Origin of the sequence: Mycobacterium sp. (assembly GCF_032159765.1) — a bacterium.
GTDB lineage: Bacteria > Actinomycetota > Actinomycetes > Mycobacteriales > Mycobacteriaceae > Mycobacterium.
The window spans coordinates 24,185-50,750 of the sequence record NZ_JAVHWM010000152.1; the positions used below are offsets into that span (position 1 = coordinate 24,185).

At 66.6% G+C, this 26,566-nt stretch carries 22 protein-coding genes and 3 pseudogenes; 8 read left to right on the forward strand and 17 right to left on the reverse strand.

The features are described from left to right. Positions 1–17 precede the first annotated feature (17 nt). Positions 18–482 (reverse strand): peptide-methionine (R)-S-oxide reductase MsrB, encoded by a 465-nt coding sequence (gene msrB, locus QOH60_RS18370; RefSeq protein ID WP_526422971.1) that lies wholly within the window; start codon positions 480–482, stop codon positions 18–20. 68 nt (positions 483–550) lie between these two features. After that, positions 551–4,150: a tetratricopeptide repeat protein gene (locus QOH60_RS18375; RefSeq protein WP_526422973.1), complete on the reverse strand. Its 3,600-nt coding sequence runs from the start codon at positions 4,148–4,150 to the stop codon at positions 551–553. Between the two features lie 58 nt (positions 4,151–4,208). On the opposite strand from QOH60_RS18375, the gene QOH60_RS18380 reads away from it, so the two are divergent. The 4 genes and pseudogenes from QOH60_RS18380 to QOH60_RS18395 all read left to right on the forward strand — a co-directional run bounded on the left by QOH60_RS18380 (position 4,209) and on the right by QOH60_RS18395 (position 7,835). Continuing rightward, entirely contained in the window at positions 4,209–4,700 is a 492-nt protein-coding gene (locus tag QOH60_RS18380; protein WP_526422975.1) for a nuclear transport factor 2 family protein, read from the forward strand. Further along, positions 4,697–5,716: an NAD-dependent epimerase/dehydratase family protein gene (locus QOH60_RS18385; RefSeq protein ID WP_526422977.1), complete on the forward strand. Its 1,020-nt coding sequence runs from the start codon at positions 4,697–4,699 to the stop codon at positions 5,714–5,716. Before QOH60_RS18380 ends, QOH60_RS18385 begins: the two co-directional genes overlap by 4 nt. Positions 5,717–5,786: 70 nt before the next feature. Continuing rightward, positions 5,787–6,468 (forward strand): annotated as a pseudogene (locus QOH60_RS18390) (class I SAM-dependent methyltransferase). Beyond that, a pseudogene (locus QOH60_RS18395) lies at positions 6,458–7,835 on the forward strand (NAD(P)/FAD-dependent oxidoreductase). Before QOH60_RS18390 ends, QOH60_RS18395 begins: the two co-directional pseudogenes overlap by 11 nt. Positions 7,836–7,842: 7 nt before the next feature. Here QOH60_RS18395 and QOH60_RS18400 read toward each other — a convergent pair. Further along, positions 7,843–8,604 (reverse strand): hypothetical protein, encoded by a 762-nt coding sequence (locus QOH60_RS18400; protein WP_526422979.1) that lies wholly within the window; start codon positions 8,602–8,604, stop codon positions 7,843–7,845. Positions 8,605–8,742: 138 nt separating this feature from the next. After that, a pseudogene (locus tag QOH60_RS18405) lies at positions 8,743–9,176 on the reverse strand (SRPBCC family protein). 60 nt (positions 9,177–9,236) lie between these two features. On the opposite strand from QOH60_RS18405, the gene QOH60_RS18410 reads away from it, so the two are divergent. Beyond that, positions 9,237–9,608, forward strand: coding sequence for a DUF427 domain-containing protein (locus QOH60_RS18410; RefSeq protein WP_526422981.1), 372 nt, complete (start codon positions 9,237–9,239; stop codon positions 9,606–9,608). Here QOH60_RS18410 and QOH60_RS18415 read toward each other — a convergent pair. Genes QOH60_RS18415 through QOH60_RS18450 form a run of 8 tightly spaced genes read right to left on the reverse strand, consistent with a single transcriptional unit; the run spans position 9,595 to position 17,182 of the window. Continuing rightward, a complete protein-coding gene (locus tag QOH60_RS18415; protein WP_526422983.1) occupies positions 9,595–10,581 on the reverse strand; it encodes a DUF5914 domain-containing protein in 987 nt (328 codons plus the stop codon). The two genes, QOH60_RS18410 and QOH60_RS18415, sit on opposite strands and share 14 nt — an antisense overlap. Next, positions 10,578–12,128 carry an FAD-dependent oxidoreductase gene (locus tag QOH60_RS18420; protein WP_526422985.1) on the reverse strand — a complete coding sequence of 517 codons (1,551 nt, stop codon included), beginning with the start codon at positions 12,126–12,128 and terminating at the stop codon, positions 10,578–10,580. The genes QOH60_RS18415 and QOH60_RS18420 overlap by 4 nt, the downstream gene beginning before the upstream one ends. After that, positions 12,125–12,847: a class I SAM-dependent methyltransferase gene (locus QOH60_RS18425; protein WP_526423075.1), complete on the reverse strand. Its 723-nt coding sequence runs from the start codon at positions 12,845–12,847 to the stop codon at positions 12,125–12,127. The genes QOH60_RS18420 and QOH60_RS18425 overlap by 4 nt, the downstream gene beginning before the upstream one ends. 1 nt (position 12,848) lies before the next feature. After that, a complete protein-coding gene (locus QOH60_RS18430) occupies positions 12,849–13,154 on the reverse strand; it encodes a lycopene cyclase domain-containing protein (RefSeq protein WP_526422987.1) in 306 nt (101 codons plus the stop codon). A gap of 25 nt (positions 13,155–13,179) precedes the next feature. Continuing rightward, a complete protein-coding gene (locus QOH60_RS18435; protein ID WP_526422989.1) occupies positions 13,180–13,500 on the reverse strand; it encodes a lycopene cyclase domain-containing protein in 321 nt (106 codons plus the stop codon). 1 nt (position 13,501) lies between these two features. Next, a complete protein-coding gene (locus QOH60_RS18440; protein ID WP_526422991.1) occupies positions 13,502–14,473 on the reverse strand; it encodes a phytoene/squalene synthase family protein in 972 nt (323 codons plus the stop codon). Next, positions 14,470–15,993 carry a phytoene desaturase family protein gene (gene crtI / locus QOH60_RS18445; protein ID WP_526423077.1) on the reverse strand — a complete coding sequence of 508 codons (1,524 nt, stop codon included), beginning with the start codon at positions 15,991–15,993 and terminating at the stop codon, positions 14,470–14,472. Before crtI ends, QOH60_RS18440 begins: the two co-directional genes overlap by 4 nt. A 28-nt stretch (positions 15,994–16,021) precedes the next feature. Then, a complete protein-coding gene (locus QOH60_RS18450) occupies positions 16,022–17,182 on the reverse strand; it encodes a polyprenyl synthetase family protein (RefSeq protein ID WP_526422993.1) in 1,161 nt (386 codons plus the stop codon). 110 nt (positions 17,183–17,292) lie between these two features. On the opposite strand from QOH60_RS18450, the gene QOH60_RS18455 reads away from it, so the two are divergent. Continuing rightward, positions 17,293–18,204: a DNA-3-methyladenine glycosylase family protein gene (locus QOH60_RS18455; protein ID WP_526423079.1), complete on the forward strand. Its 912-nt coding sequence runs from the start codon at positions 17,293–17,295 to the stop codon at positions 18,202–18,204. A gap of 68 nt (positions 18,205–18,272) precedes the next feature. Then, positions 18,273–18,821 (forward strand): Dps family protein, encoded by a 549-nt coding sequence (locus tag QOH60_RS18460; RefSeq protein WP_526422995.1) that lies wholly within the window; start codon positions 18,273–18,275, stop codon positions 18,819–18,821. On the opposite strand, the gene QOH60_RS18465 is transcribed toward QOH60_RS18460, so the two are convergent. Beyond that, entirely contained in the window at positions 18,822–20,255 is a 1,434-nt protein-coding gene (locus tag QOH60_RS18465; RefSeq protein WP_526422997.1) for a chloride channel protein, read from the reverse strand. Between the two features lie 73 nt (positions 20,256–20,328). Between QOH60_RS18465 and QOH60_RS18470 the strand changes: the two genes are divergently transcribed. Beyond that, entirely contained in the window at positions 20,329–22,449 is a 2,121-nt protein-coding gene (locus QOH60_RS18470; protein ID WP_526422999.1) for a heavy metal translocating P-type ATPase, read from the forward strand. Positions 22,450–22,471: 22 nt separating this feature from the next. Here QOH60_RS18470 and QOH60_RS18475 read toward each other — a convergent pair whose 3' ends face one another. Genes QOH60_RS18475 through QOH60_RS18490 form a run of 4 tightly spaced genes read right to left on the reverse strand, consistent with a single transcriptional unit; the run spans position 22,472 to position 26,543 of the window. After that, positions 22,472–22,729: an HPr family phosphocarrier protein gene (locus tag QOH60_RS18475; RefSeq protein WP_526423001.1), complete on the reverse strand. Its 258-nt coding sequence runs from the start codon at positions 22,727–22,729 to the stop codon at positions 22,472–22,474. A 36-nt stretch (positions 22,730–22,765) separates the two neighbouring features. After that, positions 22,766–24,775, reverse strand: coding sequence for a PTS fructose transporter subunit IIABC (locus QOH60_RS18480; RefSeq protein ID WP_526423003.1), 2,010 nt, complete (start codon positions 24,773–24,775; stop codon positions 22,766–22,768). Beyond that, positions 24,772–25,779, reverse strand: coding sequence for a 1-phosphofructokinase family hexose kinase (locus tag QOH60_RS18485; protein WP_526423005.1), 1,008 nt, complete (start codon positions 25,777–25,779; stop codon positions 24,772–24,774). The genes QOH60_RS18480 and QOH60_RS18485 overlap by 4 nt, the downstream gene beginning before the upstream one ends. Beyond that, positions 25,776–26,543, reverse strand: coding sequence for a DeoR/GlpR family DNA-binding transcription regulator (locus tag QOH60_RS18490; RefSeq protein ID WP_526423007.1), 768 nt, complete (start codon positions 26,541–26,543; stop codon positions 25,776–25,778). Before QOH60_RS18490 ends, QOH60_RS18485 begins: the two co-directional genes overlap by 4 nt. Positions 26,544–26,566 lie beyond the last annotated feature (23 nt).

Consider the following 26,566-nt stretch of genomic DNA (forward strand, 5'->3'; position numbering starts at 1 on the left):
GATCGCTTTCTTGGTGCTCACGCGTGGGCCTCCTTGGTGTTGTCGAAGAGACGGAGGTACTCGCCGTACCCCTCCTTCTCCAGGTCGTCGCGATGGATGAAGCGCAGCGATGCCGAGTTGATGCAGTAACGCATTCCGCCGGCCTCTCTGGGCCCGTCGTTGAAGACGTGGCCCAGGTGGCTGTCGCCGTGCGCGGAGCGCACCTCGGTGCGGACCATGAAATGCGAGCGGTCGCGCTTCTCGACGACGTTGTCGGTGTCGACCGGCTTGGTGAAGCTCGGCCAGCCGGTGCCGCTGTCGAACTTGTCGGGAGACGCGAACAGCGGCTCGCCCGACACGACATCGACGTACAAACCGGGCTCGTGGTTGTCCCAGTACTCGCCGGTGAACGGCCGCTCAGTGCCGCTCTTCTGGGTGACTGTGTACTGCTCTGGCGTCAGTGCGTCGATCGCCGCGGGATTCTTGATGTACTCCTTAGACATTGGCCCTCCTCTGGTGGCAATCATTCAACACACGGCAGCGTGCGGATAGTTCCTCGTTGGCGATCGCGCTATTGAAGCCCGAGCTTGCGCTTCACGACGTCGAAGTTCATGCGATCGGCGGCAGTGGCGAGCGTGCCGGCGGCGTCCATCGCCGTCATCACCCGATGCGCCTTCTGCCAGTACTCGAACGCGGTCGGATCGCTTATCGATTCGAGCGTCATTGCCAACAGGTATGCCCTGACCCAGACATCTCGTTGGCGTTCTTTGTTGGTGGGGTCGGCGGCGGCGAGGCGCTCGGCGATCTCCAGGGCGCGGGTGTGGTGGGTCAGTGCGGTGCTGGCGTCGCCATGTTTGGCCAGCATGCGCGCGACGTTGTCCAGGCTGATCGACAGGTCGCGTTGGCGTTCTTTGTGGGTGGGGTCGACGGCGGCGAGGCGCTCGGCGATCTCCAGGGTGCGGGTGTAGTGGGTCAGTGCGGTGTCGGTGTCGCCCTGTTTGGCGAGCATGTCGGCGACCTTTTCAAGGCTGATCGACAGGCTGCGTTGGCGTTCTTTGTTCGTGGGGCCGGCCGCGGCCAGGCGCTCGGCGATCTCCAGGGAGCGGGTGTAGTGGGTCAGTGCGGTGTCGGTGTCGCCCTGTTTGGCCAGCATGTCGGCGACCCTTTCGAGGTTGTACGACAGATCGCGTTGGCGTTCGGCGTCGGCGGGATCGGCGGCGGCCAGGCGCTCGCGGATGTGCAGGGAACGGGTGTAGTCGGTGAGTGCGGTGCTGGTCTCGCCCTGGTTGGCCCGCATGCGGGCGACATTGTTGAGGCTGAACGACAGGTCGCTTTGGCGGCCGGCATGGGTGGGGTCGGCGGCGGCGAGGCGCTCGGCGATGTCCAGTGAGCGGGTGTAGTGGGTCAGTGCGGTGCTGGTGTCACCCTGGACGGCCAGCATGCGGGCGACATTGTTGAGAGTGATCGACAGGTCGCTTTGGCGGCCGGTGTGGGTGGGGTCGGCGGCGGCGAGGCGTTCGGCGATGTGCAGCGAGCGGGTGTAGTGGGTCAGGGCGGTGCTGGTGTTGCCCTGTTTGGCCAGCATGTCGGCGACGTTGTCGAGGCCGATTGACAGGTCGTTTTGCCGGCCGGTGTGGGTGGGGTCGGCGGCGGCGAGGCGCTCGGCGATGCCCAGGGAGCGGGTGTAGTGCGTCAGTGCAGTGCTGGTGTCGCCCTGTCTGGCCAGCATGCGGGCGACGTTGTTGAGGCTGTAGGACAGGTCGCTTTGGCGAACGGTGTGGGTGGGGTCGGCATTAGCCAGGCGCTCGGCGATGTCCAAGGAGCGGGTGTAGTGGGTCAGTGCGGTGCTGGTGTCGCCCTGATCGGCCAGCGTGCGGGCGACGTTGTTCAGGGCAACCGACAGGTCGCTTTGGCGGCCGGTGTGGGTGGGGTCCGCGCCGGCGAGGCGCTCAGTGATGTCCAGGGCGCGGGGGTAGTGGGTCAGTGCGGTGTTGGTGTCGCCCTGGTTGGCCAGCATGCGGGCGACGTTGTTGAGGCTGTAGGACAGGTCGCTATGGCGGCCGGAGTTCGTGGGGTCTGCGCTGGCGAGGCGCTCGCGGATGTCTAGGGCGCGGGTGTAGTGGGTCAGTGCGGTGCTGGTGTCGCCCTGGTTGGCCAGCATTTCGGCGACCTTGTTGAGGCTGGCCGACAGTTCACGCTGGCGGCCGTCGTGGGTGGGGTCGGCGGCGGCCAGGCGTTCGATGCTGGTGTTGGCGGCGGACGCCAGGGCGTAAGTCGTCGGCAGATCGAGCCTTTGCTGAGCCGCGCCAACGAGCCACAGCCCCGCCGTGGCAACGGAGTCGTCATCGTCCAGCAGGCGAGCCGTGATCGAACTCACTGTCACTGCGACGTCGCTGACGTCGGGCGCAGCGGCCCTCCGAATATCCTCCGAAAGTCTGATCAGATGGCGGCCGAGCCGGTGCTTGACTTCATCTGTGACGAGCTGACTACGCAAGTGATCACCGATGACCCGGTGCAACCGTGCCATCGACCTCTTGTCGGCCGCTGTGAGCAGCCGCCGGCCTTCCAGCAGTCGTCGGGCGGTCCCCCAATCGTCGCTGTCGTGGTGCAGGCCAGGCAGAACCGGAACGGATGGCGGATCGGGTATTCGTGCGCCGTGTTCGAACGACCGGTATTCGAGGTCGGTGAGACTTTCCAACCACGCCCACGGGATTGTGTCGGGAGGGAGCAGGCTCGCGTAAGCCAGCGCTGCCCGGGCCCGAGAAGAGAGGCGATCCAGCGTGCGGTCGACGATGATGCCGGTGAGCTTGTCCTGGTGTTGGATCTCGTCTGACGTTCGGGAGGTCTCGCCGATCTGGTCGAGCAGCAACGCGCCGTGGACGCGCAAGCTGTCCAAGAGTTCTCGCGGTGTTGCAGCGCCTTCGGTACCGAGGTACACCGCGACCTGTTCGATCGCGAGCGTGTACCCATCGAGCAATTTCACGATCTGTCGCGCGGCGTCCTCCTGATCGTCGTCGACGAAGTCGTGGTACAGACGGTCCTCGTCACGAGCCGGTTGGTGTTCGCGGATCAACGCCAGTGCGTCGTCGTCAGGCAGGCGGCCGATTTCGATCATCGCGACCGACCCCCGCGCTCCGGCGGTGTTCACATCGGATACACCGAGGCGTGTGGTGGCGATGACGTGCAGCCATGGCTCCTCAGGGAGAACCGAGAGCTGCGAGGTCGACAGCAACGCGTGATCGGAGACGTTGTCCAACAACAGAAGACACGCGGCGGTGTCAGGGTCGCTGCGGCGAGCGTCGGCGGTGATCTCGGCGAGACGAGCGAGGACTCGTCGGCCCAGCAGCTGCCGGTCCTTGAGGTCGGCCTCGGTCACGGTCATGCCGAGTTCTGGCGACAATGCCAGCGTGGATACCGCGTCCAGTAGGTCGGAGTGTCCGTCGGCGTCGACTTGCCAAGTGCCGCCTTGATATTCGTGGGCGAAGCTCCGCGCATAAGTGACGGCAAGCTCGGTCTTACCCATTCCACCGATGCCATGCACGGCGGTGACCACGCCGACTGCTCCGCCGGCCAACTGGTGCCGCAGTTCTCGCAACTCACCGATACGGCCGACAAAGCTGTGGTTGAACCGGCGAAGGTTGCCGGGCGATTGCTGGGCAAGCCGCGCCTGCTGCAGCTGCTCGTAGACGCCCTGCCCCAAGGCTTGAAGGCGTCGGCGGACCTCGGCGTTCTGCAACGCCGCGACTCCGGCGGGAAACCACGGCTGCAGCTGCTCGATTTGGATACGCAAGATGTCTTGACGCCACGCGGCGACCTCCTCGGCGTATCCCTCGTCACCGCCGAGTTCGACGAAGTAGACCCCTGTTACCGCGTCACCGCCGCCGATCCGTCGGGCCTGTATCCGAGCGAACTCCTCCCATTCCCACCGGCAGTACTTGCTGCGCAGGTAGTTCGGCGAAAGGCACACCAAGAGGACGCGCGCCGTGCGCAAGCCCTCCGATAGCCGCAAATCCCAGTCCTGACGGCTGCGGATCTCGTCGGTGTCGAGGAAGATGCGAAACTGTTCGGCGGAGAAGGTCCGGAAGTCCTCGTAGATGGCGTCGCGCAGCGCTGTCACCCAGCCATCGGTGTTGTCGGCGCGCGCGTACGAGATGAACAGGTCCCACCCCACTGACGCATTCTGCACGACTCTCGACAACAACCGGTAGAACGTGTTCTAGTTTTGACTCATGACTGCATTCGGCCGCGACGAGCTGACGTCGGCGTTCGAGGAGTTCGAGAAGACCGTCGGCCGTGCGGCCGAGACCCGCGACTGGGATCCCTGGCTGCAGCAATACACGCCGGACGTCACTTACGTGGAGCACGCCGCCGGCACGATGCGTGGCCGCGATGAGGTGCGCGCCTGGATCTGGAAGACGATGACGGAGTTCCCCGGCAGCTACATGACGTCGTTCCCGACGCTGTGGTCGGTGATCGACGAGCCGACCGGGCGGGTCATCCTCGAGCTGGACAACCCGATGCGCGACCCCGGTGACGGCACGATCATCAGCGCCACCAACATCTCGATCATCACCTACGCCGGCGACGGGCTGTGGTGTCGTCAGGAAGACATCTACAACCCGCTGCGGTTCGTCAAGGCGACGATGAAATGGTGCCGCAAGGCCACTGAACTCGGCACCCTGCCCGACGAAGCCGCGCGCTGGATGGAGCAGTTCGGATGAGCGTGGCTCTGGTGATCGGCGCGAACGGATTCCTCGGCAGCCGCGTCACCCGCCAGCTCGTGGAAAGCGGAGCCGACGTACGCGCGATGGTGCGCGACGGCGCCAAGACGATCGGCATCGATGACCTTGCGGTGCAACGCTTTTACGGCGACGTGTTCAACACCGAGGTGCTGTGCGAAGCGATGACCGGTTGCGACGTCGTGTACTACTGCGTCGTTGACACCCGCGCCTGGCTGCGTGACCCTGCCCCCCTGTTCCGTACCAACGTCGAGGGCACTCGCAACGTTCTCGAGGTCGCCCGGACGATGCCTCTCAAGCGGTTTGTGTTCACCAGCAGCTACGTGACGATCGGTCGGCGAAAGGGCCACTGCGCCACCGAGGAAGACTCCCTGCACTGGCACCGGTCCCTGGGGCCGTACGCGCTATCCCGTTTGCAGGCAGAGGAATTGGTGCTGCGATACGCCGACGAGTATGACGTACCGGCCGTGGCGATGTGCGTCTCAACCACGTACGGCACCGGTGACTGGAACATGACCCCGCATGGCGCGATGGTGGCGGGCGCGGCGTTCGGCAAGGTGCCGTTCACCATGAAGGACATTCAGCTAGAGGTCGTCGGCGTCGACGACGCCGCGCGCGCAATGCTTCTCGCCGCCGAACATGGCCGCAACGGCGAGCGCTACATCGTCTCCGAGAAGATGATGACCAACCCGCAGATCATCCGCATCGCCGCGGAAGAGGCAGGCACGCCCGTGCCGAGCAAGTCCATCTCGCTGCCCCTGCTCTACGGGATGGCCGCGATGGGCAGCCTCAAAGCGAGGCTGCGAGGCACCCAGGAGCTGCTCACACTCCGATCGCTGAAGCTGATGCGTGCGGAGGCAGAGCTCGACCACGGCAAGGCCGTTCGCGAGCTGGGCTGGAAACCCGAGCCCGTGGAGGATTCGATCCGGGCGGCGGCGCGATTTTGGGTCCAGATGCGCGCGGCGATGAAGAAATCCAAAGCGGCACAGTCGGATTAATCCGGCCGATAGCGTCGTGGGCGATGGATAGCAAGAAGATCGCGTCGACCTCACGGGCGCACCGCAAACCATGCTTGCGACGCTCTACGCGAGGGCGCTCGACGCCGACCTGCCGAGCCCGATCCTTGGGGACATCCACGCCAAGGAGTTGGTGGCGCAGCTCGACTACGACTGGGCGAAGACCGGGATGAACCCGAGGAATTCGCCGTCGGCGACGATCCGTACAGCGCACTTCGACCGGTGGGTGCGGCAGTTTCTTGCCGTGCACGACGAGGCGACGGTCCTTCACCTCGGCTGCGGCCTGGACGCCAGGGCGCTGCGGGTGCATCCCGGCCCGGGCGTCGAGTGGTACGACGTCGACTTCGGTGACGTCATCGCGCTGCGGGAGCGGTTCTACCCGTCCACTGCGTCGTACCGGTTGATTCCCGCGTCGTTGACCGAGCTCGACTGGCTGACGACTGTGACCACATACCGTCCGGTGCTGATGATCGCCGAAGGCCTGACGATGTATCTGACCGAGGCGTCGGGGTTGGCACTGTTGCGGCGGATCGTCGAGCTTTTCCCGTGCGGGGAGCTGCAATTCGACGTCTTCAACCGATTTGGCATCCGCACGCAGATCACCAACGCCGTGGCGCGCCGGGCCGGAGCCCGGCTGCACTGGGGAGTTGACGGCGTATCGGGTGGCGGCGCGGGTCATGTCGTTGGTGCCCGCGCTGAGGAATTTGGCGCAGTATCACCGGTATGCCTTCTGACCCGGTGCGCACCGGGCAGGTGTCGCACTGGTACGCAACGCCGCCCGATCCCCGGCCCCGGTTGCCGGGAGACCGCGATGCCGATGTGTGCATCGTGGGTGCCGGGTTCACCGGGTTGTGGGCTGCCTACTACCTCAAGCGTGCCGATCCGTCACTGCGAATCATCATGCTGGAGGCGGGGTTTGCGGGTTTCGGGGCGTCCGGTCGTAACGGTGGCTGGCTGTCGGCTTTGGTTCCCGGTGACCGCGGCCGAATCGCTCAGGCGCATGGGCGCGCTGGCGTCGTGGCGTGGCAGCGCGCACTGATCGAGTCCGTCGATGAGGTGATCGGCGTCGCGGAGGCGGAGGGGATCGACGCCGAAATCGTCAAGGGCGGCTCACTGCGGGTGGCCCGGACGTCTGCCCAGCAAGCGAGGCTCCTCAGCGACGTCGCGGAGGACAGGCGATGGGGCGCAGATGTCGACATGCTGACGGCCGACGAAGCCGCGCGGCGTATCCGCGTCGCCGGCCTTGTCTCGGCCGCGTTCACACCGGACTGCGCACGGATTCAACCCGCCATGCTGGTTCGTGGATTGGCCGACGTGGTCGAGCGGCTCGGCGTGACGATCTACGAGGGGGTCCCCGTCACGGAAATTCGCGCGGGCCGAGCAGAGACGCGATCGGGACGCGTCGACGCGCCCATCGTCGTGCGCGCCACCGAGGGCTTCACCCCGACGCTCGCGCGTCTTCGCCGGCGGTACCTGCCGATGAACAGCTCGATGATCGTCACCGAGCCGATGGCCACAGACGTGTGGGCCGAGATCGGTTGGCAGGGGCGCGAAACCGTTGGCGACGAGGCACACGACTTCTTCTACGCACAGCGCACGGCTGACGATCGCATCGCGATCGGCGGTCGCGCGGCACCGTACCGCTACGGCTCGCGAATCGACCGAGACGGTGTGGTCGGCATGCGGACGGTGCGCCGGCTGTCGGACCTTGCGCAGCGTGTTCCCTCAGGCAGCCGGGGTCGGGATCACGCATGGGTGGTGCGGTGTGCTTGGTGTGCCACGCGACTGGAACGCAGCCGTCGGGTTCGACGCTGCGACCGGCCTGGCGTGGGCCGGTGGCTACGCAGGACACGGCGTGACGGCGGCGAACCTCGCCGGTCGCACGCTCGCTGATCTGGTGCTCGGGCGCGATAGTCCGCTTGTGGAGCTGCCGTGGGTGAATCACCGTTGCCGCGATTGGGAACCCGAGCCGCTGCGTTGGCTGGGCGTGCAGGCGGTTTACCTTGCCTACCGGCTCGCCGACTGGCACGAAGAGCAAAGCCGGGCGACGGCGACATCACCGTTCGCCCGGCTTGCCAACCGGATTGCTCGTCGCCCTTAGCGGCTGATCACCAGGGCTTGTTTTGCGGCGGCGGATATCCGCCACCCTGCGGCGGGTAACCACCACCCTGCGGCCCACGGGGCGGGGGTGGCGGCTGGCCACCCTGCGGCGGGTAACCGCCCTGCTGCGGGGGCGGGCCATACCCGGACTGCGGCGGCGGGCCGTACCCGGTCTGCGGGCCACCCCCGCCACCGCCTCCACGCTGGATGGACTTGAACCCGCCAGCCTTGATGAACTCGAGAACCGCACCAACGGTGATGACTGCCGCCACCGCAAGCGAAGCCCACGCGCCCCACGCGACGAGGCTGAGGACCTCGGCGGCGTTGATGAAGTTGATGATCAAGATGATGTCGGCGATCACCACTATGCCCAGAGCGATGAGCTCAATCGGCACGTTGGCCGGGATCACGCTGAGTGCCTTGAGCAGGAACGCCACCGAGACGGCAAGGAACAAGAAAATGATGAAAATGTTGCCGCCGTGGAACCCGCTCACCGAGATGGTCGGGCATGAGATCCCGAGCGACGACGTGTCGTACCCGCCGCACGTGTTGATCGACACCCACGGGAAGAAGCTGCAGACCAGGTACAGCACACCGCCGACCATTGCGATCATTCCGCCCGGCATGATCCGCTGCATATTGAAGCCCCCCGAGCCACCGGGAGGGCCGCCAGAACCCGGCGGACCGCCGTAACCGCCGCCCTGACCGCCGTAACCGCCGCCTTGTGGGTTGTAACCGCCCGGCGGGTTGTAGCCACCTTGATTTGACATCGAGACGCCTTCCGTCGTCATGTCTTCCCGCAGAGCATAGCTGCACTCGGCGGCACTCTCGCGCTGTACGCGTAGGACATTGTGCCCTATCCGACCCCGCAAGTGATGTGCATCCGGCAGACATGTTTGCGAGTTTCGTTATTGCTCGGCGCGTTCCTTCAGCCGCTGCAATGTCGCCTTAATGTGTGCGGCGTTCGCACCGTCACGGTCCTTGATGCCCGTCGCGATTCCACCGGCCGGGCGAAACTACCTGGGACGACGGTCCCAGGTCTGTTCGGTGACGCGGCAGCCCCCTCCGTCCAGGGCTTCAATGTCGTAGCGCCAGCGGGCAATCGGCAGGCCGAGATAGTTCACGTCGAAGGCGAAAGCCGAGGCGGTAACGGCCTCGGTCACCTTGCACGTGGTGGTCCATTAACGGGCTGCGCACCGGTTCCTCGCTGCCAGCGCATCGCATGGACCTCCTCGCCAAGTGAGGCGAGGGTCGGCAGGTCGGTGATCAGTGCGTAGACAGCATCGGGTGCGGCTTGAATCGTGACGTCTGCGCCCGCCGCGGGCTGGTCAGGTTGGGACACAGGGGGATATTAGAGGGAAGCCTTCGGAAGAAGGCCGCTACGAGCGACGTTGTTCGGAGTATGAGCACACGTCCCAGACTCCAGCCGACCGACAGCCATCCGATCTCCATCACGCCCACAGGCAAACACGTGACTGTGCGTGTCAACGGCGATGTGGTCGCGGAGACCGACCATGCGCAGACGCTCCAGGAATCGACTTATGCCCCTGTGCACTACATTCCGATCGCCGACGTCAATAACGAGCTGCTGCGGCGCACCGACACCGCGACCTACTGCCCGTACAAAGGCGACGCGAGCTATTACAGCGTGGTGACCGCGGGCGGTACGGTCGACGACGCGATCTGGACCTATGAAGAGCCGTACGAGGCGGTTTCGGTGATCGCCGGGCATGTCGCCTTCTATCCGGACAAGGCAGAGATCACCGTCGGTTAGCCGTTCTGACCTGGTAACGCCGCTCGGCGTACGCAAGGTCGTCGCGCCAGAGCCGGGTGGCCGCAGAGCGCATGAGCGGTCTGATCAGTGACCTGACGCGCTGCGTATGCGCGAAACCCGAACGGTCCGAGTGGGCGACAACCGCTTCGATCACCGCAGTGCGGGGACGACCGTCGGGTCCCGGGCCGAGCGGGGTGGCGTGTGTCTCGACGACGCTGCCCGTGCCCTCGCCGTCGACGATCCTCATCACGACCGTTCGCCGCTCTGGGCTGGTGAATTCGGCGATCACCGGGACACCCAGGCGGCCAACCTTGAAGGTGACCGCAACAAGAAACCGGTCGGCGTCATCGTCGGCATCGGTCGCGGGCGCGCTGAGGACCTCGAGTGCTGTGAACGAGTACGGATGAAACCAGGCTCCGTGCCACGGGTCGAGCCGGTTGGCGATCACATCCTCCGGCTCGCATGTGCCGTCTAGCCGGGTGACCGCGTCGAGCTGGAAACCCTGAGGACGCGGCGGAATCACCGGCTCATCGAGCGGCTTCTCGCCGCCGACTCGGTCCAGACGCACCCACACCAGAACGCCGTCGTCATGGCACCGCATTGGCTTCCAACCGAATTCGCGGCTGCCGTCCAGGCGCAGCCCATGCCACGGGCACATCAGAGCGCCACAATCGATGGTTCCATTGGCGAGGTCCGCGCCCAGATGGGGGCACGTGCCGGGTCCGACATGCACGCCGTCGGCCTGGTCGCGCCAGGCGACGATCTCGATTCCCGCGACCGTCACCCCGAGTGGGCGGTTCGCGCGGACGTCACGGCTGGCGGCGAACACATACCAGTTCCCTGACGGTCTCTGCTGCGAACGCGCCAACGCGGCCTCGATGACCGCGGGTTCGGCGGCGCGGTAGGTGGGCTGCTGCTGGGCCCACCGTTGTCGTGGAAGTACTTGGAACGGGAGGCTTTTCGGTAGTTTCATCCGTGCGGTGCTTTCATGAGTCGAGGCGTCGCGAGGCGGCGCAGCAACGCGTTGCGGCCCGCGGTGGGGACGGTGTACAGCGCGTGGCCAGCCACCCCCCAGCTGTCGAGCAGGCGATTGGCGGCCGACCACCCGGTGGTGGCGGCGCGTTCCATCAGCGCCACCGGCAGGTCGATACGAATGCCGTCGCCTGCCAGCATCAGGCGGGGATGGGGGGTGACAACACCCGGCCGGCGAGCGAAGTCGCCCGGAGCGAAACGAGGGCAGTCGTCACGACGCAGGGTCTTCTCGGAAACGATTCTTGCATCACGGGTTTCGGGGTAGAGCTGGTGAAGCCGTGCGAGGAGATCTCCGCGTAGGCCGTCCGACGGATCGCGCACGGCGTAGGAGTGCAACTCCAATACGGAGCCGCCGCGCTGGCGGGCCCAGTCGGCGGCCTCACGTTCGTAGCGGTCGAGCACGCTGATGTTGTCGAGCGGTTCGAGTCCACCGGTGCCGAGGAACGCCGGACGTTCCGGGTTGACCGGACGGTTCAGCCACAGCCGTTGCACGACGAACGGCGGTGCGCTCCGCAGTTCGCCAACCGCAGCACGCCATTGCGGATCGCTGAGCGTGGGCGACGCGTCGACGATGCGCTGAAGACTGGCGACGTCGGTCGCGAGCACCACGGCGTCGGCGTCGATGCCGGCGCGGTTGTCCGTGTCGACGCGGAAGGTGTCCTCGCTCGCGTGGAGCTCGGTCACCGAGACGCCGGTGTGAAACTGGACACCGTGGCCAATCAGATACTCGCGCAACGGCTCCCACAAGGCCACGTTGAAATTGGATGATGCGACATCGAATACGAGGCCTTCGCTCGAGCCGAGAAAGTAGATGTGGAACATCGCGGCCAGCTCGGCCGCCGACAGGCGCGCGGGCTCGGCGAAGAAACTGCGGGAGAACACTTCGAACGCCAGATGCCTTGCCGCATCAGGGAAGTTGATGTCACGCAGGAACGTCTCGGCGTCGACGTCGTCGAGCCGATGGTAGATCTCCGGCACTGACACTGCCGCGAGTGGCGCGGCGGCTCGGGCTTTCAGCCCCGCAAGATCGCGCAGCCGGAAGGTCGGGCTGCGTAATGCGAACATGACGGCGTTCCAGGGCGGCGTACGGGGGAGTCCGCGGAACGTGTCCGTCCGGCCTGCGGCGTCCACCAGCGGATAGTCCTCGACCGGGGTGAGACGCGCGAGGCTGGAGTCTGTGCGGCGCAGAAGCTCTCGCAAGTTGTAGTACTGCCGGAAGAATGCGTGGAAGCCGCGATTCATGGCGACGGTGCTGCCGTCTGGGAGCCGTTCGGACCATCCGCCCACCCTGCCGCCGAGATAGTCCTCGCGTTCGATCACGTCGACGTGCACGCCCCGCTCCGCCAAGCCGGTCGCGGCGGCAAGGCCGGCGATCCCGGCGCCGATCACCACTGCGTGCGGCGCTCTCGGCAGCAGGCCCGCATCCGGCAGCCCCCGGTTGGCCGGGTGCGTGACGCGGCGCGGATCGCGGTGGCCGTTGGTGCTCATGACCGAGAAGCCAGGAATGTATGGACGATGTTGCGTTGCCACCCGGGCATGGTTTCGCTATGCACCGCAACAAAACCCGCGTCCGTGAGCCGCTGACGGAACCGCGCGGCGCCGTCGAAGGTGAGGACACTGCGCCACAGGTGCCGATAGAGCGTCGTGTCGCGGGTGTGCAGCCAGCCCGACGGGATGATGATCCCCCAGCACACCGCGGTCCACAGCGAGCTCGCCGCGCGCGAGTCCGCCACCGAGTACTCGTGCAGTGCCAGCGTGCCGCCTGGGCGCAGCAGGTCGAGGAATCGCTTCAACTGCGCGTCCGGATCGGGCAGATTGCGCACGAGGTAGGCGGCCAGGATGCCGTCGAACGGTCCCTCGACACCCAGGTCGGCGAGGTCCTCGATGCGGCCGTGGACGAACCGCACCGACGACGGCCAACTCTTGTTGGTCGCTTCTTGCAGCATTCCGGCTGACGCGTCCACGCCCACGATCTCGGCTTCGGGGGCGGCGGCGAGCAGTGCGGCGGTCGACGCACCCGTGCCGCAACCTGCGTCAAGAAGCCGCATCCCGCGGCCGCCGTCGGGTAATCGCATGCGGCGCGTGGACATTCGCAGATGATCGTGATAGCCGGGGTTTGCGCCGACCATCCGGTCGTAGGCGCTTGCACCGACGTCGAACGCGGCCGGAACGGTGCCTCGTGGCAGGCCGCTGTTTCCCATGTGCATGTCACCCACGCTCATGCTGGCGCTCCCAGAGCAGCAGGACGGCCGTGACCAGGGCGAACCCGAACAGGAAATCCTCCACCGGTATGTCGAACGGAAAGCGCAAGCCGCTCGTCTGCGCGTCGTCGTAAATAACGATCGGCGAGGAGAGCTTCGTCAGCCAGCCATCGACCGGGATCTGAAAGCCGAACACGATCGCCATCGAAAGCCAATAGGCCGGACGGCGAAACAGCCCGGTATGCCACACGGCGAGTTCGAGCACCACGACGACGATCACGGCGAGCACGGCAGGCAGCGTGTACCCGATCATCGTCTTTTTCTCTTCGCGCGAGCGCTCATCGGCGCCTTTGCCTGCTCAGCATTGCGGTCACGGCGTTGAGAGTAAGCAAGCCGCACAACGGAATGACGATGAAGAACGCCAACTCCTCGAGAGGAATGCCGAACCCGATGTGGATTCCGCTGATGTAGCGCGGGTTGTAGCTCCAGACGTCAGCGGCGATCGCGATCGCGTCCCAGATCAGGAAGACCAGCGTGACCGGCAACACGGCACGGGCGGTGCGCCACGGCTGGCGGTAGACGCCCTCGCCGAAGAACTCCAGCGGCGCCGTAATGACGAGGCAGGCGCCGAGCACGATCAGATACTGCAATCGATCCATGTCAGGCAGCGCCGATCGTCGGTTCCGCCGGCGGTGACGCCTTCCCGCGGCGCGCGCGCCAGGCCCTGAACAGGGCGACGCCCGCGACCTGCAGCCGGCGTGCGTTGCCCACCCGCGCCCGATGGTTGAACACTGCGAAGTCACTCGCCTCGATGCGGTCGAGGATCTCCGAGTACAGCGTGAGCGCGGTGGCCACGCACGGGCGTGACCACGGGGCCAGCATCGGGATCCCTTCGGAAGCGAATCGGTAAATGCCGCGGGTGATGTGGTGCTGCGCCGCCAGCGCGTCGCGTACCCGCGGATCGGTCTGGCGGTGCTCGTGGCACCACACCAACAGCTCACGGTCGACGTCGAATGCGGCGAGTTCGTCGGCAGGCAGGTACACCCGTTGGCGGACAAGGTCTTCGTCGACATCCCGCAGAAAGTTGGTCAGCTGGAACGCCTTTCCCAGAGCGGCGGCGTACGGCGCCGCCTCCTCCCGGGAGCCGACAGTGCCCAACACGGGCAGCAGTTCGAGCCCGATGACCTCCGCGGAGCCGCGTACGTAGCGGTTCAGCGCCGCCCGGTCCGGATAGTCAGTGATCGTCAGGTCCATCCGCATCGACGCCAGGAAATCCGCGAACAGTTCGCGGTCTATCCCGTAGAGCGCCGCGGTGTGCCGGACCGCGTTCAGAACCATCTCGGTCTGCGCGTCCGCGCCGCCGCGGTCGTCGAAGAACCGGTCGGAAAGATGTTGCAGACGAGCGGTTTTCTCACTCACATCCAGGGGCGAGTCGAGGTCGTCGAGGATGTCGTCGGCCAGCCGGGCGAACCCGTAGAGCGCGTGCACCGCGGGGCGCTGTGCGGGCTTGAGGAGCCGCGTGGCGAGAAAGAACGTCCGGCCATGCTGGGCGTTGAGTTCCCGGCACGTGCGGTACGCGTCGCGCAACCGAGGCTGCGAGACGCCGGCGGCATCGAGTTCGGATCGGATCATGCTTGCTTGCCTCCGGCACCTGCAACGTGGCGCACGGGGCTACGGCCGAGCGGGCCCGTGATCCGATCGGCCGCCAACCGGCCCGACAGCAGGGCCGTGGGGACCCCCACCCCTGGAACGGTGGACGAACCGGCGAGCACAGCATTTGCGATGCCGCGCACCATGTTCGCGGGGCGGAACGGTCCGGTCTGGGCGAACGTGTGGGCCAGTGCGAAGGGACTGCCCGCCACCATGCCTTGCCGCGACCAGTCCGCCGGTGTGACGACGTTCAGCAACTCGAGATCCTCGCCGAGGTCGCCGAGCCTGGCCGACACGACGTCAAGCATCTGGCCTGCGTAGGCGTCGGCGGTGGCATCCCAGTCGATGTTCCCGCGAAGGAGATTGGGCGCGGGCGCGAGTATGTAGAGGAGGTCGCGACCCGCGGGTGCAAGAGTGGGGTCGGTGGCCGTGGGACGGGTCACCAACAGCGACGGGTCGGCCATCGGCCGCCCGGCGCGGATGATGTCGTCGAAGGTCCGCTGCCATTCCCTGCCGAAGAGGATGGTGTGATGAGCCCCAACGGGTTTCACGACTCGGCACCCCACATGAGCCACCACCGCAGATGGTGCCGGCCGGACACGCAGGAGTCGTCGTGGCGTACGGGAAAGTAGCCGATACGTCTCAGGCAGCTCAGTGGTCAAAACCACTGCGTCGCAGGGGATACGGTTTCCGCTCTCGGTGCGCACGGCCGTCACCGCGTCGGCGGACCTGTCCAGCGCGACGACAGTCGACGAATACTCGAACTGCACTCCGGCGTCGGTGGCTGCGGCGGCGAGAGCGTCAGGCAAGGCTCGCATCCCCCCGCGCGGAAAGTAAACTCCCGCAACGGTATCCATGTAGGCGATCACCGCATACACGGCAAGGGCGCGCTGTGGTGGGACGCCCGCGTACAGGGACTGGAAGGTGAAAACGCGCCGCAGCCGATCGTCCGTGATGTACCGGTCGACCACTCGCTCCCAGCGACGAAAACCGCCAAGAAAGGCCAGCTGGGCGAGCTGCGGCGTCAGGAGCGACAGCGGCGAATCGAAGTTCGCGGCGATGAACCCGTCGAACTCGGTGCGATAGAGCCGAGTCAGCCAGTCCCGCAGCCGTAGATAACCCGCAGCCTGGTCAGGTCCGGCGAAGCTTTCGACCGCGGCAGCCATCCGGCCGGGATCGCTGAACACGTCCAGGCCGCTGCCGTCGGCGAACGAGGCGCGGTAGGCGGGGTCGATGGGAACGAGGTCGAGTCGACTGGCGCGCTCCTCGCCGACAGCCGCGAATGTGTCATCGATGATGTCGGGCATCGTGAGGACTGTCGGACCCGTGTCAAGGCGGTAGCCGCGAAGATCCGCGCGACCGACGCGGCCGCCGGGAACCGCCCCGCGCTCCACGACGGTGACCCGCCGTCCGCGGCCCGCAAGGTGCAACGCAGCGGCCAGCCCCGCCAAGCCTGCGCCGACGACCACGATGTGATCGGCGTGCCTTCCGACAGTGCGAATCACCTTTGCGCTCCTGAACTTCCGGCGATCATGCGGTCCGCATCGTGCATACCAAGGCCATGCTGTCCAAGGCTTCCCGCACCGAGTGATCCACACCCGCCTCATGGACGTGCTGACGCGCACACCCGACCCGATTGGTGATCATGTCCTCGATCAGTTGGACGGCGCCCGTGGCCACGATCAACGTCCGCCAGCGTGCAATGGCCGCGTCGTCGATGTGCTCGCAACTCATCAGCTCGGTGAGCTCGCTCTTGGTGGTGGTGTCTGCCATCTGGTGTGCCGCGACGACGACGCTGGTGGCCTTGTGTTCGGAGAGGTCACCGCCGCTCGGCTTTCCCGTCACCGCGGCCGAGCCGAACACACCGAGGAGGTCGTCGCGCAGCTGGAACGCCTCACCGACCGCCGAGCCGTAGCTCCCGAGCTGCGCCAGAGCGTGGTTGGCGCATCCGGCGAGGACTGCGCCGATCTCGAGTGGGCGGCGAACTGTGTAGTTGCCCGATTTGCGGCGCGCCACGTCCAGAACCGCCTCAAGGCTGGGCAGCCCGCGTGCATCGTTCACCAGGTCCGCGAACTGGCCGACTGCCAGCTCGGTGCGCATCGCCTCGTAGTGTGGCCATGCGCGCAGCAAGCCCGACTGCGGCACCCCGCTTTGCCGAAACATCTGCGCTGACCATACGAGACAGAGGTCGCCGAGCAGGACGGCCGCCGACTCCCCGAACCGATGTGCGCACCCTGACAGCCCTCGCTCGGCGTGCCAGTCACGGAATTGGATGTGCGCCGCCGGACGGCCGCGCCGCAATCCCGAACCGTCCATCACGTCGTCCTGCAGCAGCGCGAATGCGTGCAGCAACTCGAAGCTTGCCGCCGCCCGCAGCGCAGCGTCGTTTGCTGATGCTCCGCACAGCCAGCCGAGGTAGGCGAACGTGGACCTCAAATACTTGCCGCCGCTGACGAACTGAGACAGCACCTCGTACGCGATGTCGACGCCGGTTTCATCCAGGTCGGCGGCGCAGTTCGACTCGACGAAGTCACGGATCTGTGTCGACACACCCCGTCGCACGCCCGCCCGCCACAGGTCGAATGCCTGCGGCACCGGCGGCAAAGGTCCGCCGCCACCTGGCGCGTCGAGGAGCTCTACTCGGCGCGCGCTCGGACGTCTGAAACCCATCGCCTCCTGGTACCCCTTCATGTTTGCGGACAATCGGCAGTCATTTCGTATTCGGGGCCGAGCGGCCGTTGGTTGTCATTACATCCGAGCACACTGAATCCCGCTCGCCTAGCGGGCGGATACATTGGGTCATCACGATCGAACTCAACATCACGTTCTCCGGTCCGGCGAATGTCCTCGCGACGCTGGCCCCACTGCGGCGCGGCAGTGGTGATCCGTGCTTTCTCCTCACCCAGGACGGCGCGATCTGGCGGACCAGCATGATGTCCAGTGGCCCGGTGAGCGCCAGGATCACGAAATCGGCGCCGCAAACCGTCGACTGCGAGGTGTGGGGCAACGGCGCGGCGGAGTTTGCGGACTCGTTGCCTGCGCTTCTCGGAGCCGACGACGATGCGAAGGGTTTCGCCCCGCAGGAGCCGACGATCGCGGCGGCGCTGCGAAAGGTCCCGCACCTGCGGCTGGGCTCGACCGGCCGGGTGCTGGAGGCGCTGGTGCCTGCGGTGCTCGAGCAGCGGGTGTCCGGGGCAGAGTCGTTTAGGTCCTGGCGGGTGCTGGTGACGAAGTTCGGCGCGCCCGCACCGGGACCCGCTCCGCCGAGGATGCGGGTGCCGCCGGCGGCTGACGTGTGGCGACGCATTCCGTCGTGGGAGTTCCACCGCGCCAACGTCGATCCGGGCCGTGCCCGCACGATCGTCGGTTGCGCGCAGCGGGCGTCGTCCCTCGAGCGGCTCGTGCGGCGGCAGGCGGCTTCAGCTCGGGAGGCGCTGACGTCGCTGCCGGGCGTCGGAGTGTGGACGGCAGCCGAAACCACGCAACGCGCGCTCGGGGATGCCGACGCGTTGTCGATCGGCGACTACCACCTGGCCAACGTGATCGGCTGGACGCTGCTGGGCCATCCGATTGACGACGCGCAGATGGTCGAACTGCTCGAGCCGGTGCGCCCGCACCGGTACCGCGCGGTGCGGTTACTCGAGGTCAGCGGGCTTGCGCGCAATCCGCGGTTCGGGGCGCGCCAGGCTGTGCGTGATCTCGCGTCGATCTGATTAGACCGGTTGCCCCGCGGGTATGCCTGGATCGATTCCAGAAAATACACGCAAAGAGGAGCAGGTCGATGGGCGATTTCACGGTCCCGGGCATGACGGACAAAGAAGGCACGGAGGTCGCCGAACTACTGCAGAAGCAGCTCAGTCGGTATAACGATCTCCATCTCACGCTCAAGCACGTTCACTGGAATGTGGTGGGGCCCAACTTCATCGGTGTTCACGAAATGATCGACCCGCAGGTCGAGCTTGTTCGCGGATACGCCGACGAAGTGGCTGAACGTGTTGCGACATTGGGCTTTTCGCCCAAAGGGACGCCGGGCGCGATCATCGCCGACCGCACGTGGGACGACTACTCCGTTGACCGCGATGTTGTACAGGCGCACCTCGGCGCACTGGACCTCGTCTACACCGGGGTGATCGAAGACACCCGCAAAGGCATCGATCGACTCGAGGATCTCGACCCAGTCACCCAGGACATTCTGATCGATCACGCAGGCGAGCTCGAGAAGTTCCAGTGGTTCGTCCGTGCGCATCTGGAGAGTGCGGGTGGAGCGCTGTCCAACAAGGGAGCGAAGACGGAGAAGAGCGCCGCGCAGAAGGCCAAGAGCAAGGCGTAATCACGCAGCGGGGGCCTCGCCGGCGGTCTCACGGTTGAGGCGCTGCGCACGGTAGATCGACACGTCGGTGCGCGACACCAGCAGATAGGCGATACCGACGGTGACCATGGCGCACGGGATGACCGAGAACGAGTTCGTCATCTCGGCGACCATGATCATGACGGCCAACGGCGCGTGCGCGACGCTGCCGAAACACGCCATCATCGCGACGACGACGAACACGCCGGGATTGTCCGGAAGCCCGGGCGCGTCGATCAATTCGCCGAGCCGCCAGATCGCGGCGCCGGTGAACGCGCCGATCACAATGCCGGGTCCGAAGATGCCGCCGGATCCGCCGGTGCCGATGGACAGCGACGTGGCGACGATCTTGGCCAACGGCAGCAACAACACCACCCAGAGCGGGATGCCCATCAGGGTGTCTCGCGCCGATGCCAGCTGCGCCCACCCGTAACCGCTGGATAGGATCTGCGGCAGCGCCAGTGCGAGCAGTCCGACGGCCAGGCCACCGAGCGCGGGCTTGAGTACCGGACCCAGAATTGCTCCTCCCGTCCGCAGCCCGCCGGGCAGCTTCTTCGTCACAGCGACCGTGCCGTAGAACGTCTTCGCGTACAGCAGACCCACCCCGGCGGCGATGACGCCGATCAATGCGAACCAGATCAGCTGCAAGGGCTGGTGAAAATCGAAATCTGTTGCGACGGAGCCGAACATCGGGTCGAAGTTGATGATCGACCCGAAGACGGCGTACGCGGTCGCCGAGGTGACGAATCCCGGGATCAGCGCGCGGTAGTCGAAGTCCTCCCGGTACACGATCGACGCCGCCAGCACCGCGCCGCCCAGCGGCGCCCCGAAGATCGCACCGATGCCGGATCCGATACCCAGCGACACCGCGATGCGGCCGTCGTCGTCGGACAGGTTCAGCTGACGGGTGAGCAGCGAGCCGAATCCCGCCGAAATCTGCGCGGCCGGCCCTTCCCGTCCCGCTGATCCGCCCGAGCCGATGGTCAGCGCGCTCGAGATCGTCTTGACGATGATCGCGCGAACACGGATCGCGCGCGGGTCGGTGTGCACTGCCTCGATCGCACTGTCGGTGCCGTGCCCTTCAGCCTCCGGCGCGAACATCGCGACCAAGATCGCCGACACCAAAGCCCCGCCGAACGCGACGAGCGGGATGGCCCAGGGCCTCGAGTAATGGCTGCCCGAGCCGGAGCCGCCGCCGTCGCCGGCCGGCTGCGGAACCTGGTAATCCGCGAGATAGCCGAGCAGGAATCGGCCCGCGTAATCCAATGCGAGGTAGAACACGACGGCGCCGAGCCCGGCGATGATGCCGATCGCGATGCCCAGGATCAGCCACTTGCGTAGGTAACCCGCGCGGTTGATCGACGCGCTGGCCCACTGCCGGATTCTGCTCGCCGACGACCTCAACGTTGGCGGCATGCACCGGATGCTAGCGGGCAGTCTGAGATGAGCACCACATTGTATATACCCCCTAGGGGTATATAGTGAGTGCATGAGCGAGCCCTCGATCACCGACACGCCGGCCGCCTCGCATCACGCGCATGACGCCGGACACTGCGGCGGCCATGGCGGCCATGCCGATCACGTCGCGCAGTACCGACGGTTGTTCTGGATCATGCTGGTGCTGGCGATCCCGACGGTCGCCGCGTCGGGGATGTTCGCGATGATCCTCGGGTACACGCTGCCGGACATTCCCGGCATCGGCTGGGTGTCGCCGCTGCTCGGCACGGTGATGTTCGTCTGGGGCGGTCGTCCGTTTCTGACCGGTGCGGTCAGTGAAATCCGTTCGCGCGCACCAGGAATGATGCTGCTGATCGGGCTGGCGATCTCAGTGGCGTTCGTGTCGTCGTGGGGGTCAAGCCTCGGCGTGCTGGGCCACGAACTCGACTTCTGGTGGGAGCTGGCGCTGCTGATCGTGATCATGCTGCTCGGCCACTGGATCGAGATGCGCTCGCTCGCGCAGACCAGTTCGGCGCTGGATTCTCTTGCCGCGCTGTTGCCCGATGAGGCCGAACGTGTCGATGGGGATCAGGTGGTCAAGGTGCCGCCTTCGCAGTTGCAGGTCGGCGACATCGTTCTCGTCCGGCCCGGCGGAAGCGTCCCCGCCGACGGCGAAATCGTCGATGGCACAGCCGCGATCAACGAGTCGATGGTGACGGGCGAGTCGCGCCCGGTGACGAGGGTCCCCGGCGACAAGGTCGTCGCAGGCACCGTCGCCACCGACTCTGCCATTCGCGTCCGCGTCACCGCTGTCGGCGACGACACCGCGCTCGCGGGCATTCAGCGACTCGTCACCGAGGCGCAGAACTCGTCGTCGCGGGCGCAGCGGCTCGCGGACACCGCGGCGGGCTGGCTGTTCTGGTTCGCGCTGGGCTCGGCGATCATCACCGCGATCGTGTGGGGCATACTCGGCCATCCCGACGAGGCGGTGATCCGCACCATCACCGTCCTGGTGATCGCCTGCCCGCACGCGCTGGGCCTGGCTATACCTCTGGTGGTGTCGATCGCCACCGAACGCGCGGCGCGCGGGGGCGTGCTGGTGAAGGACCGGCTGGCGCTGGAGAGCATGCGCACCGTCAATGCGGTGCTGTTCGACAAGACCGGCACCCTGACCAAGGGTGAGCCGACGGTTGCCGAAGTTGTTTCCGCGCAGGGTGATGACGCGGATCTGCTCAAGCTGGCGGCGGCCGCGGAGTCCGACAGCGAGCACCCGTTGGCGCGGGCGATCGTCAGCACCGCCCAGGAGCGGGGACTTCAGATTCCGCGTTCGAGCGACTTCTCGTCATCGCCGGCGGTGGGCGTGACCGCGACCGTAGAGGGCCGGACGATCCGGGTCGGCGGTCCACGGATGCTGGAGGATGCCGGGCTGATCGAGCTTCCCGAGTCCGCGGCGTGGCGCGACGAAGGTGCGATTGTGCTTCATGTCGTTGCCGACGGTGCGGTGATCGGTGCACTTAAGCTTGCCGACGAGGTCAGGCCGGAGTCACGGCAGGCCGTCGATGCGCTGCACAAGCTCGGCATACGTGTGGTGATGATCACCGGCGACGCGCCCGCCGTTGCGGAGTCGGTGGCCGCGGACCTCGGCATCGACCGGGTGTTCGCGTCAGTGAGGCCGCAGGACAAGTCGGCCAAGGTTGCCGAATTGCAGTCTGAGGGGCTCAAAGTCGCGATGGTGGGTGACGGCGTCAACGACGCGCCGGCGCTCGCACAGGCCGACGTGGGGATCGCGATCGGCGCGGGCACCGATGTGGCGATCGCGTCCGCAGGCGTGATCCTCGCCAGCTCCGACCCGCGGTCGGTGCTCTCGGTGATCCAGCTGTCGAAGGCGACGTACCGCAAGATGAAGCAAAACCTTTGGTGGGCGGCTGGATACAACCTCATCTCGGTGCCGCTTGCCGCAGGTGTGCTCGCACCCGTCGGGTTCGTGTTGCCGATGTCGGTGGGCGCGCTGCTGATGTCGCTGTCGACGGTCGTGGTCGCGGTCAATGCTCAACTGTTGCGCCGGCTGGACCTGCGGCCGGAGAGCAGTGTGCGTGCTGTGCTCGGGGATTCGGCCTCCCATAGCGGCGAAACAGAAACCTCGGTTGCTGATCTCGCGAAATCACGACCGTAGGTTCTGTCTCGCAGCACAAGTCCTAAGCGTCGAGGTCCTGCTGGACGAGCTCGGCGACGGTCGTCATCGCGCCCGCGTCCTCGGACGCCACCGTCACCTGCGCGCCGTTGCCGGCGCCGAGCGTCATGATCATCAGTGCCGAACCCGCGTCGACCGGCTCGCCGCCGTCGAGCGACAGTGTCACCGGGACACCCGCCGTGACGACTGCCTCGGCGATGATCGCGGCAGGACGCGCGTGCAGCCCGATGGCGGACCCGACGATGACCGTCTTGGTGTGCATGTGAATCTCCTTAGCTGATACTGGTTTTGACGAGAATCAGGCGGCCGCGAGCGCAGGTTCGGGCGCCGGCTGTGCGGGTTTGGTGCCGATGAACTGCTTGGCGGTGATAACGGCGATCGCCCCGACGACGGTGCCGGCCGCCAGCGCGACGATGAACCATGCAAGGTTTCCGATGGCGAAGAACACGAAGATGCCACCGTGCGGAGCCTTTGACGTCACGTCGAATGCCATGATCAGTGCACCGGTCACTGCGCCGCCGGCCATCATGGAGGGGATCACCCGCAGCGGGTCGGCCGCCGCGAACGGGATGGCGCCCTCCGAAATGAAGGTCAACCCGAGAAGCCAAGCAGCGCGGCTATTTTCGCGTTCAGGCTCGGTGAACAGTGCTGGCCGGACGGTGGCTGCCAGCGCCATCGCCAGCGGCGGCACCATCCCCGCAGCCATCACGGCTGCCATGATCCGCAGTGACGCCGGGTCGGCCACGTTGAGTCCCACGGTGGCGAAGGCGTAAGCGGCCTTGTTCACCGGGCCTCCGAGGTCGAAGCACATCATCAGGCCCAGGATGATGCCAAGGACGATCACCGACGATCCCGACATGCCGCTCAGCCAATGCTGGAGGCTGGTGGTCACCCAGGCCAGCGGACGGCCGAGCAGAAGGAACATCACCAGGCCGACGATCAGCGTCGCGAACAACGGGATCACCACCACGGGCATCAGGCCGCGGAACCACCGAGGCGTTGTGAATCCACTGATCCACAGCGCGACGAAACCGCCGATCAAACCGCCGACGATGCCGCCGATGAACCCGGCGTTGACGAAGACCGCGACGGCTCCCGCTGTGAATCCGGGGGCGAGGCCGGGCCGGTCGGCGATCGCAAACGCGATGTAGCCGGCGAGTACCGGTACCAGGAAACTGAACGAGAGCTTGCCCAGGGTGAACAGGATTGCGCCGAGATAGGTGAGCAGACCACCGTCGGGAAGATTGGTCAGTGAGTTGGTCTTCGCGACGATGAAGCCGAGTGGGTCGGTCGCACCGGCCGGCGTGTTCGCGATCTCGTATCCGCCGAACAGAAAACCGAGCGCGATCAGCAGACCTCCCGCGGCGACGAACGGGATCATGTAGCTCACACCGGTCAGCAGGATCTGCCGGATCCGGGTGCCCCAGCCCACGCCACCGGCCGGCGCGGAACTCGGTGCGGCTGCGCTGGTGTCGCCCTCGACGCGGGGTGCGTTCGGATTATCGGCGGCCGCGACGGCTTCGGCGATCATCTTGTCGGGCTCGTTGATCGCACGCTTGACGCCAGAAGCGATCACCGGCTTGCCCGAAAAGCGTTGCCGGTCTTTGACACCGACATCGGTGGCGAAGATGACCGCGTTGGCCTCGCTGATGGTCTGCGCCGGCAACGGCGTGCTGCCCGACGAGCCCTGCGTCTCCACGGTGAGGGCGACTCCTGCCCGTTTGGCGGCCGCCGCTAGCGCATCGGCAGCCATGTACGTGTGCGCGATTCCGGTGGGGCAGGCGGTGATCGCCACGAGGGACTTGGCCTTCTGGGCGGCAGGTTCCGGTGCGGCGACAGGAGATGCCGGTGCGGGGTTGACGACGCCCTCCACAAGGGCGACCACGTCCTGCGCGGTCTTTGCGGCGCGCAACGACTCGACGAACTCCGGGCGCACGAGCGCCCGGGCGAGGCTGGACAGCAGCTTCATGTGCTCTGCGCCACCGGATTCCGGTGCGGCGATCATGAACACCAGATCGGCTGGCCCGTCGGGTGCGCCGAAATCGACCTTGGGCGACAGCCTGGCGAACGCGATCGAAGCGGTGCTCACGTGAGGGGATCGGCAGTGCGGGATAGCAATTCCGCCGGGCAGCCCGGTGGCCGATTGCGCCTCGCGTGCCATGATCGCGGTGACCAGACCGTCGCTGTCGGTCGCGCGACCGGACTCCGCGAGCTGGCCGGCGAGTCGGCCGATGACCGAGTCCTTGTCGGTGCCGGCGTCGACGTCGAGCAGGACGAGGTCGGCGCTGATGATCGATGAATCGGTCATGGGGATACCTTCGTGTCGGGGTGTTGATAGGGCTCGGGTTGCCCGGAGAGAGCGCGCACGACGACGGCGCCGCTGTCGACTTGCTCCGGTGAGGGGAGCGCGGAGCCGGGCAGTGCCGCGGCCGCACTGCCGTAAGCGACTGCCGCCCGCAGCTTTTCGGGCGGTTCGGCACCCAGCACGTCGGCGCGTAGGTAGCCGGCGAGCGATGAGTCGCCGGCGCCGACCGTGCTTCGCGGGACGATCGGCGGCGGAATGGCGAGCCAGCTCCCGCCCTCGCCGACGAGCACGGCGCCCGCAGCACCGAGTGTGGCGAGCACGTTGCGCGCCCCGCGAGCGACGAGTTGGGTGGCCGCGGCAACCACGGGCTCCGGATTACCTTGTGCCATCGCAGATTCCAGATCGACTGCGGTGAGACCGGTGATGCTGGCGAGCTCCTCGGCGTTGGGCTTCATCAGATGCGGCGCCGCGCGGTCCAGTACGCCCGATAGAGCTTCCAGTGGCTTGTCGGACGTGTCGACCGCTACGCGGCACCGCAGGGGCGCCAACAACGCGACAACCTGCGCATACCAATCGTCGGGCACGCCCGGCGGAAGCGACCCGGACAAGACGACCCATGATGCTGTTGCCGCCGAGTCAAGGACCGCACGTGTCAGCGCGTCAACGGCAGCCGTGTTCAGCCGCGTCCCGGGTTCATTGAGTTTGGTGGTGGTGCCGTCGATTTCGGTGACCGCGACGTTGGTTCGGACCGGTGCACCCGGACCTGCGACAGCGCGATAGGCGACACCGCGACAATCCAGAGCGGTCAACAGCGGATCCTCCACAGGCGACGGAAGCACCGCGAGTGCGTCGAGACCGGCCAGGTTCAGCGCCCGCGCGACGTTGACGCCCTTGCCGCCGGGCTCGATGGTGACCGACGAAACCCGATGCACTCCACCGCGGATCAGCGGTCCGTCGAGGGTGACCGTGCGATCGATGCTCGGGTTCGGGGTGACCGTGACGATCATGCGACGACGACCTCGACTCCCCGCTCGGTGAGCTCGGCACGGCCGGCCGCGGTGACTTCGGAGTCGGTGATCAGCACGTCGACGCGCTCGATCGGGGCGAAGCTGATGAGGTCCTCACGGCCCACCTTCGACGAGTCGGCCACCACCACGACATAGTTGGCGGCGTGCACCATCGCGCGCTTGACCGCGGCCTCTTCGCTGTCGGGTGTCGACAGGCCGTGTCCGACGCTGATCGCGTTGGTGCCAATGAACGCGACGTCCACGCGCAGCGTGTCGAGAAGTCGCAGCGCGGACTCACCGACCGCGGCCTGGGTCAGGCCACGGACGCGCCCGCCCAGCAGTTGAAGCGATACCGACGGCATGGGCGCCAGCCGCGCGGCGATGGGCACCGAGTTGGTGACGACGACCAGATCCCGGTCCGTGGGAAGCAGCGCCGCGACACGGCCGGTGGTGGTGCCGGCGTCGAACAACACGCTGCCGCCGGTTATCGGTAGGAACCCGAGGGCCGCGCGGGCGATGGCGTCCTTGTGATCGGTGTGGGTGGTCTCGCGTTCGAGGACGCCGGGTTCGACGACGTGCAGCGCACGGACGGGCACGGCTCCGCCGTGGACCCGGCGAACGATCCCTGCCCGCTCCAGGGCGGCGAGATCACGGCGCACCGTCTCTGTGGTCACGTCGTACGTCTGGGCCAGATCGGTCACCGCGGCGCGGCCCCTGCTGATGACCAGGGAGGCGATCGCCTGCTGCCGTTCTTCCGCGTACACGCCACACTCCCTGTGGTTTTGTG

What these genes read in the sequence shown, in the direction of transcription:
- QOH60_RS18435 (WP_526422989.1), bottom strand. Translation starts at nt 13,500, where the DNA reads ATGGATCGATTGCAGTATCTGATCGTGCTCGGCGCCTGCCTCGTCATT.
- QOH60_RS18480 (WP_526423003.1), bottom strand. Translation starts at nt 24,775, where the DNA reads ATGACCGATTCATCGATCATCAGCGCCGACCTCGTCCTGCTCGACGTC.
- QOH60_RS18470 (WP_526422999.1), top strand. Translation starts at nt 20,329, where the DNA reads ATGAGCGAGCCCTCGATCACCGACACGCCGGCCGCCTCGCATCACGCG.
- QOH60_RS18380 (WP_526422975.1), top strand. Translation starts at nt 4,209, where the DNA reads ATGACTGCATTCGGCCGCGACGAGCTGACGTCGGCGTTCGAGGAGTTC.
- QOH60_RS18410 (WP_526422981.1), top strand. Translation starts at nt 9,237, where the DNA reads ATGAGCACACGTCCCAGACTCCAGCCGACCGACAGCCATCCGATCTCC.
- QOH60_RS18485 (WP_526423005.1), bottom strand. Translation starts at nt 25,779, where the DNA reads ATGATCGTCACGGTCACCCCGAACCCGAGCATCGATCGCACGGTCACC.
- QOH60_RS18400 (WP_526422979.1), bottom strand. Translation starts at nt 8,604, where the DNA reads ATGTCAAATCAAGGTGGCTACAACCCGCCGGGCGGTTACAACCCACAA.
- QOH60_RS18460 (WP_526422995.1), top strand. Translation starts at nt 18,273, where the DNA reads ATGGGCGATTTCACGGTCCCGGGCATGACGGACAAAGAAGGCACGGAG.
- QOH60_RS18415 (WP_526422983.1), bottom strand. Translation starts at nt 10,581, where the DNA reads ATGAAACTACCGAAAAGCCTCCCGTTCCAAGTACTTCCACGACAACGG.
- QOH60_RS18440 (WP_526422991.1), bottom strand. Translation starts at nt 14,473, where the DNA reads ATGATCCGATCCGAACTCGATGCCGCCGGCGTCTCGCAGCCTCGGTTG.
- QOH60_RS18385 (WP_526422977.1), top strand. Translation starts at nt 4,697, where the DNA reads ATGAGCGTGGCTCTGGTGATCGGCGCGAACGGATTCCTCGGCAGCCGC.
- QOH60_RS18475 (WP_526423001.1), bottom strand. Translation starts at nt 22,729, where the DNA reads ATGCACACCAAGACGGTCATCGTCGGGTCCGCCATCGGGCTGCACGCG.
- QOH60_RS18450 (WP_526422993.1), bottom strand. Translation starts at nt 17,182, where the DNA reads ATGAAGGGGTACCAGGAGGCGATGGGTTTCAGACGTCCGAGCGCGCGC.
- msrB (WP_526422971.1), bottom strand. Translation starts at nt 482, where the DNA reads ATGTCTAAGGAGTACATCAAGAATCCCGCGGCGATCGACGCACTGACG.
- QOH60_RS18430 (WP_526422987.1), bottom strand. Translation starts at nt 13,154, where the DNA reads ATGATCGGGTACACGCTGCCTGCCGTGCTCGCCGTGATCGTCGTCGTG.
- QOH60_RS18425 (WP_526423075.1), bottom strand. Translation starts at nt 12,847, where the DNA reads ATGCACATGGGAAACAGCGGCCTGCCACGAGGCACCGTTCCGGCCGCG.
- QOH60_RS18465 (WP_526422997.1), bottom strand. Translation starts at nt 20,255, where the DNA reads ATGCCGCCAACGTTGAGGTCGTCGGCGAGCAGAATCCGGCAGTGGGCC.
- QOH60_RS18420 (WP_526422985.1), bottom strand. Translation starts at nt 12,128, where the DNA reads ATGAGCACCAACGGCCACCGCGATCCGCGCCGCGTCACGCACCCGGCC.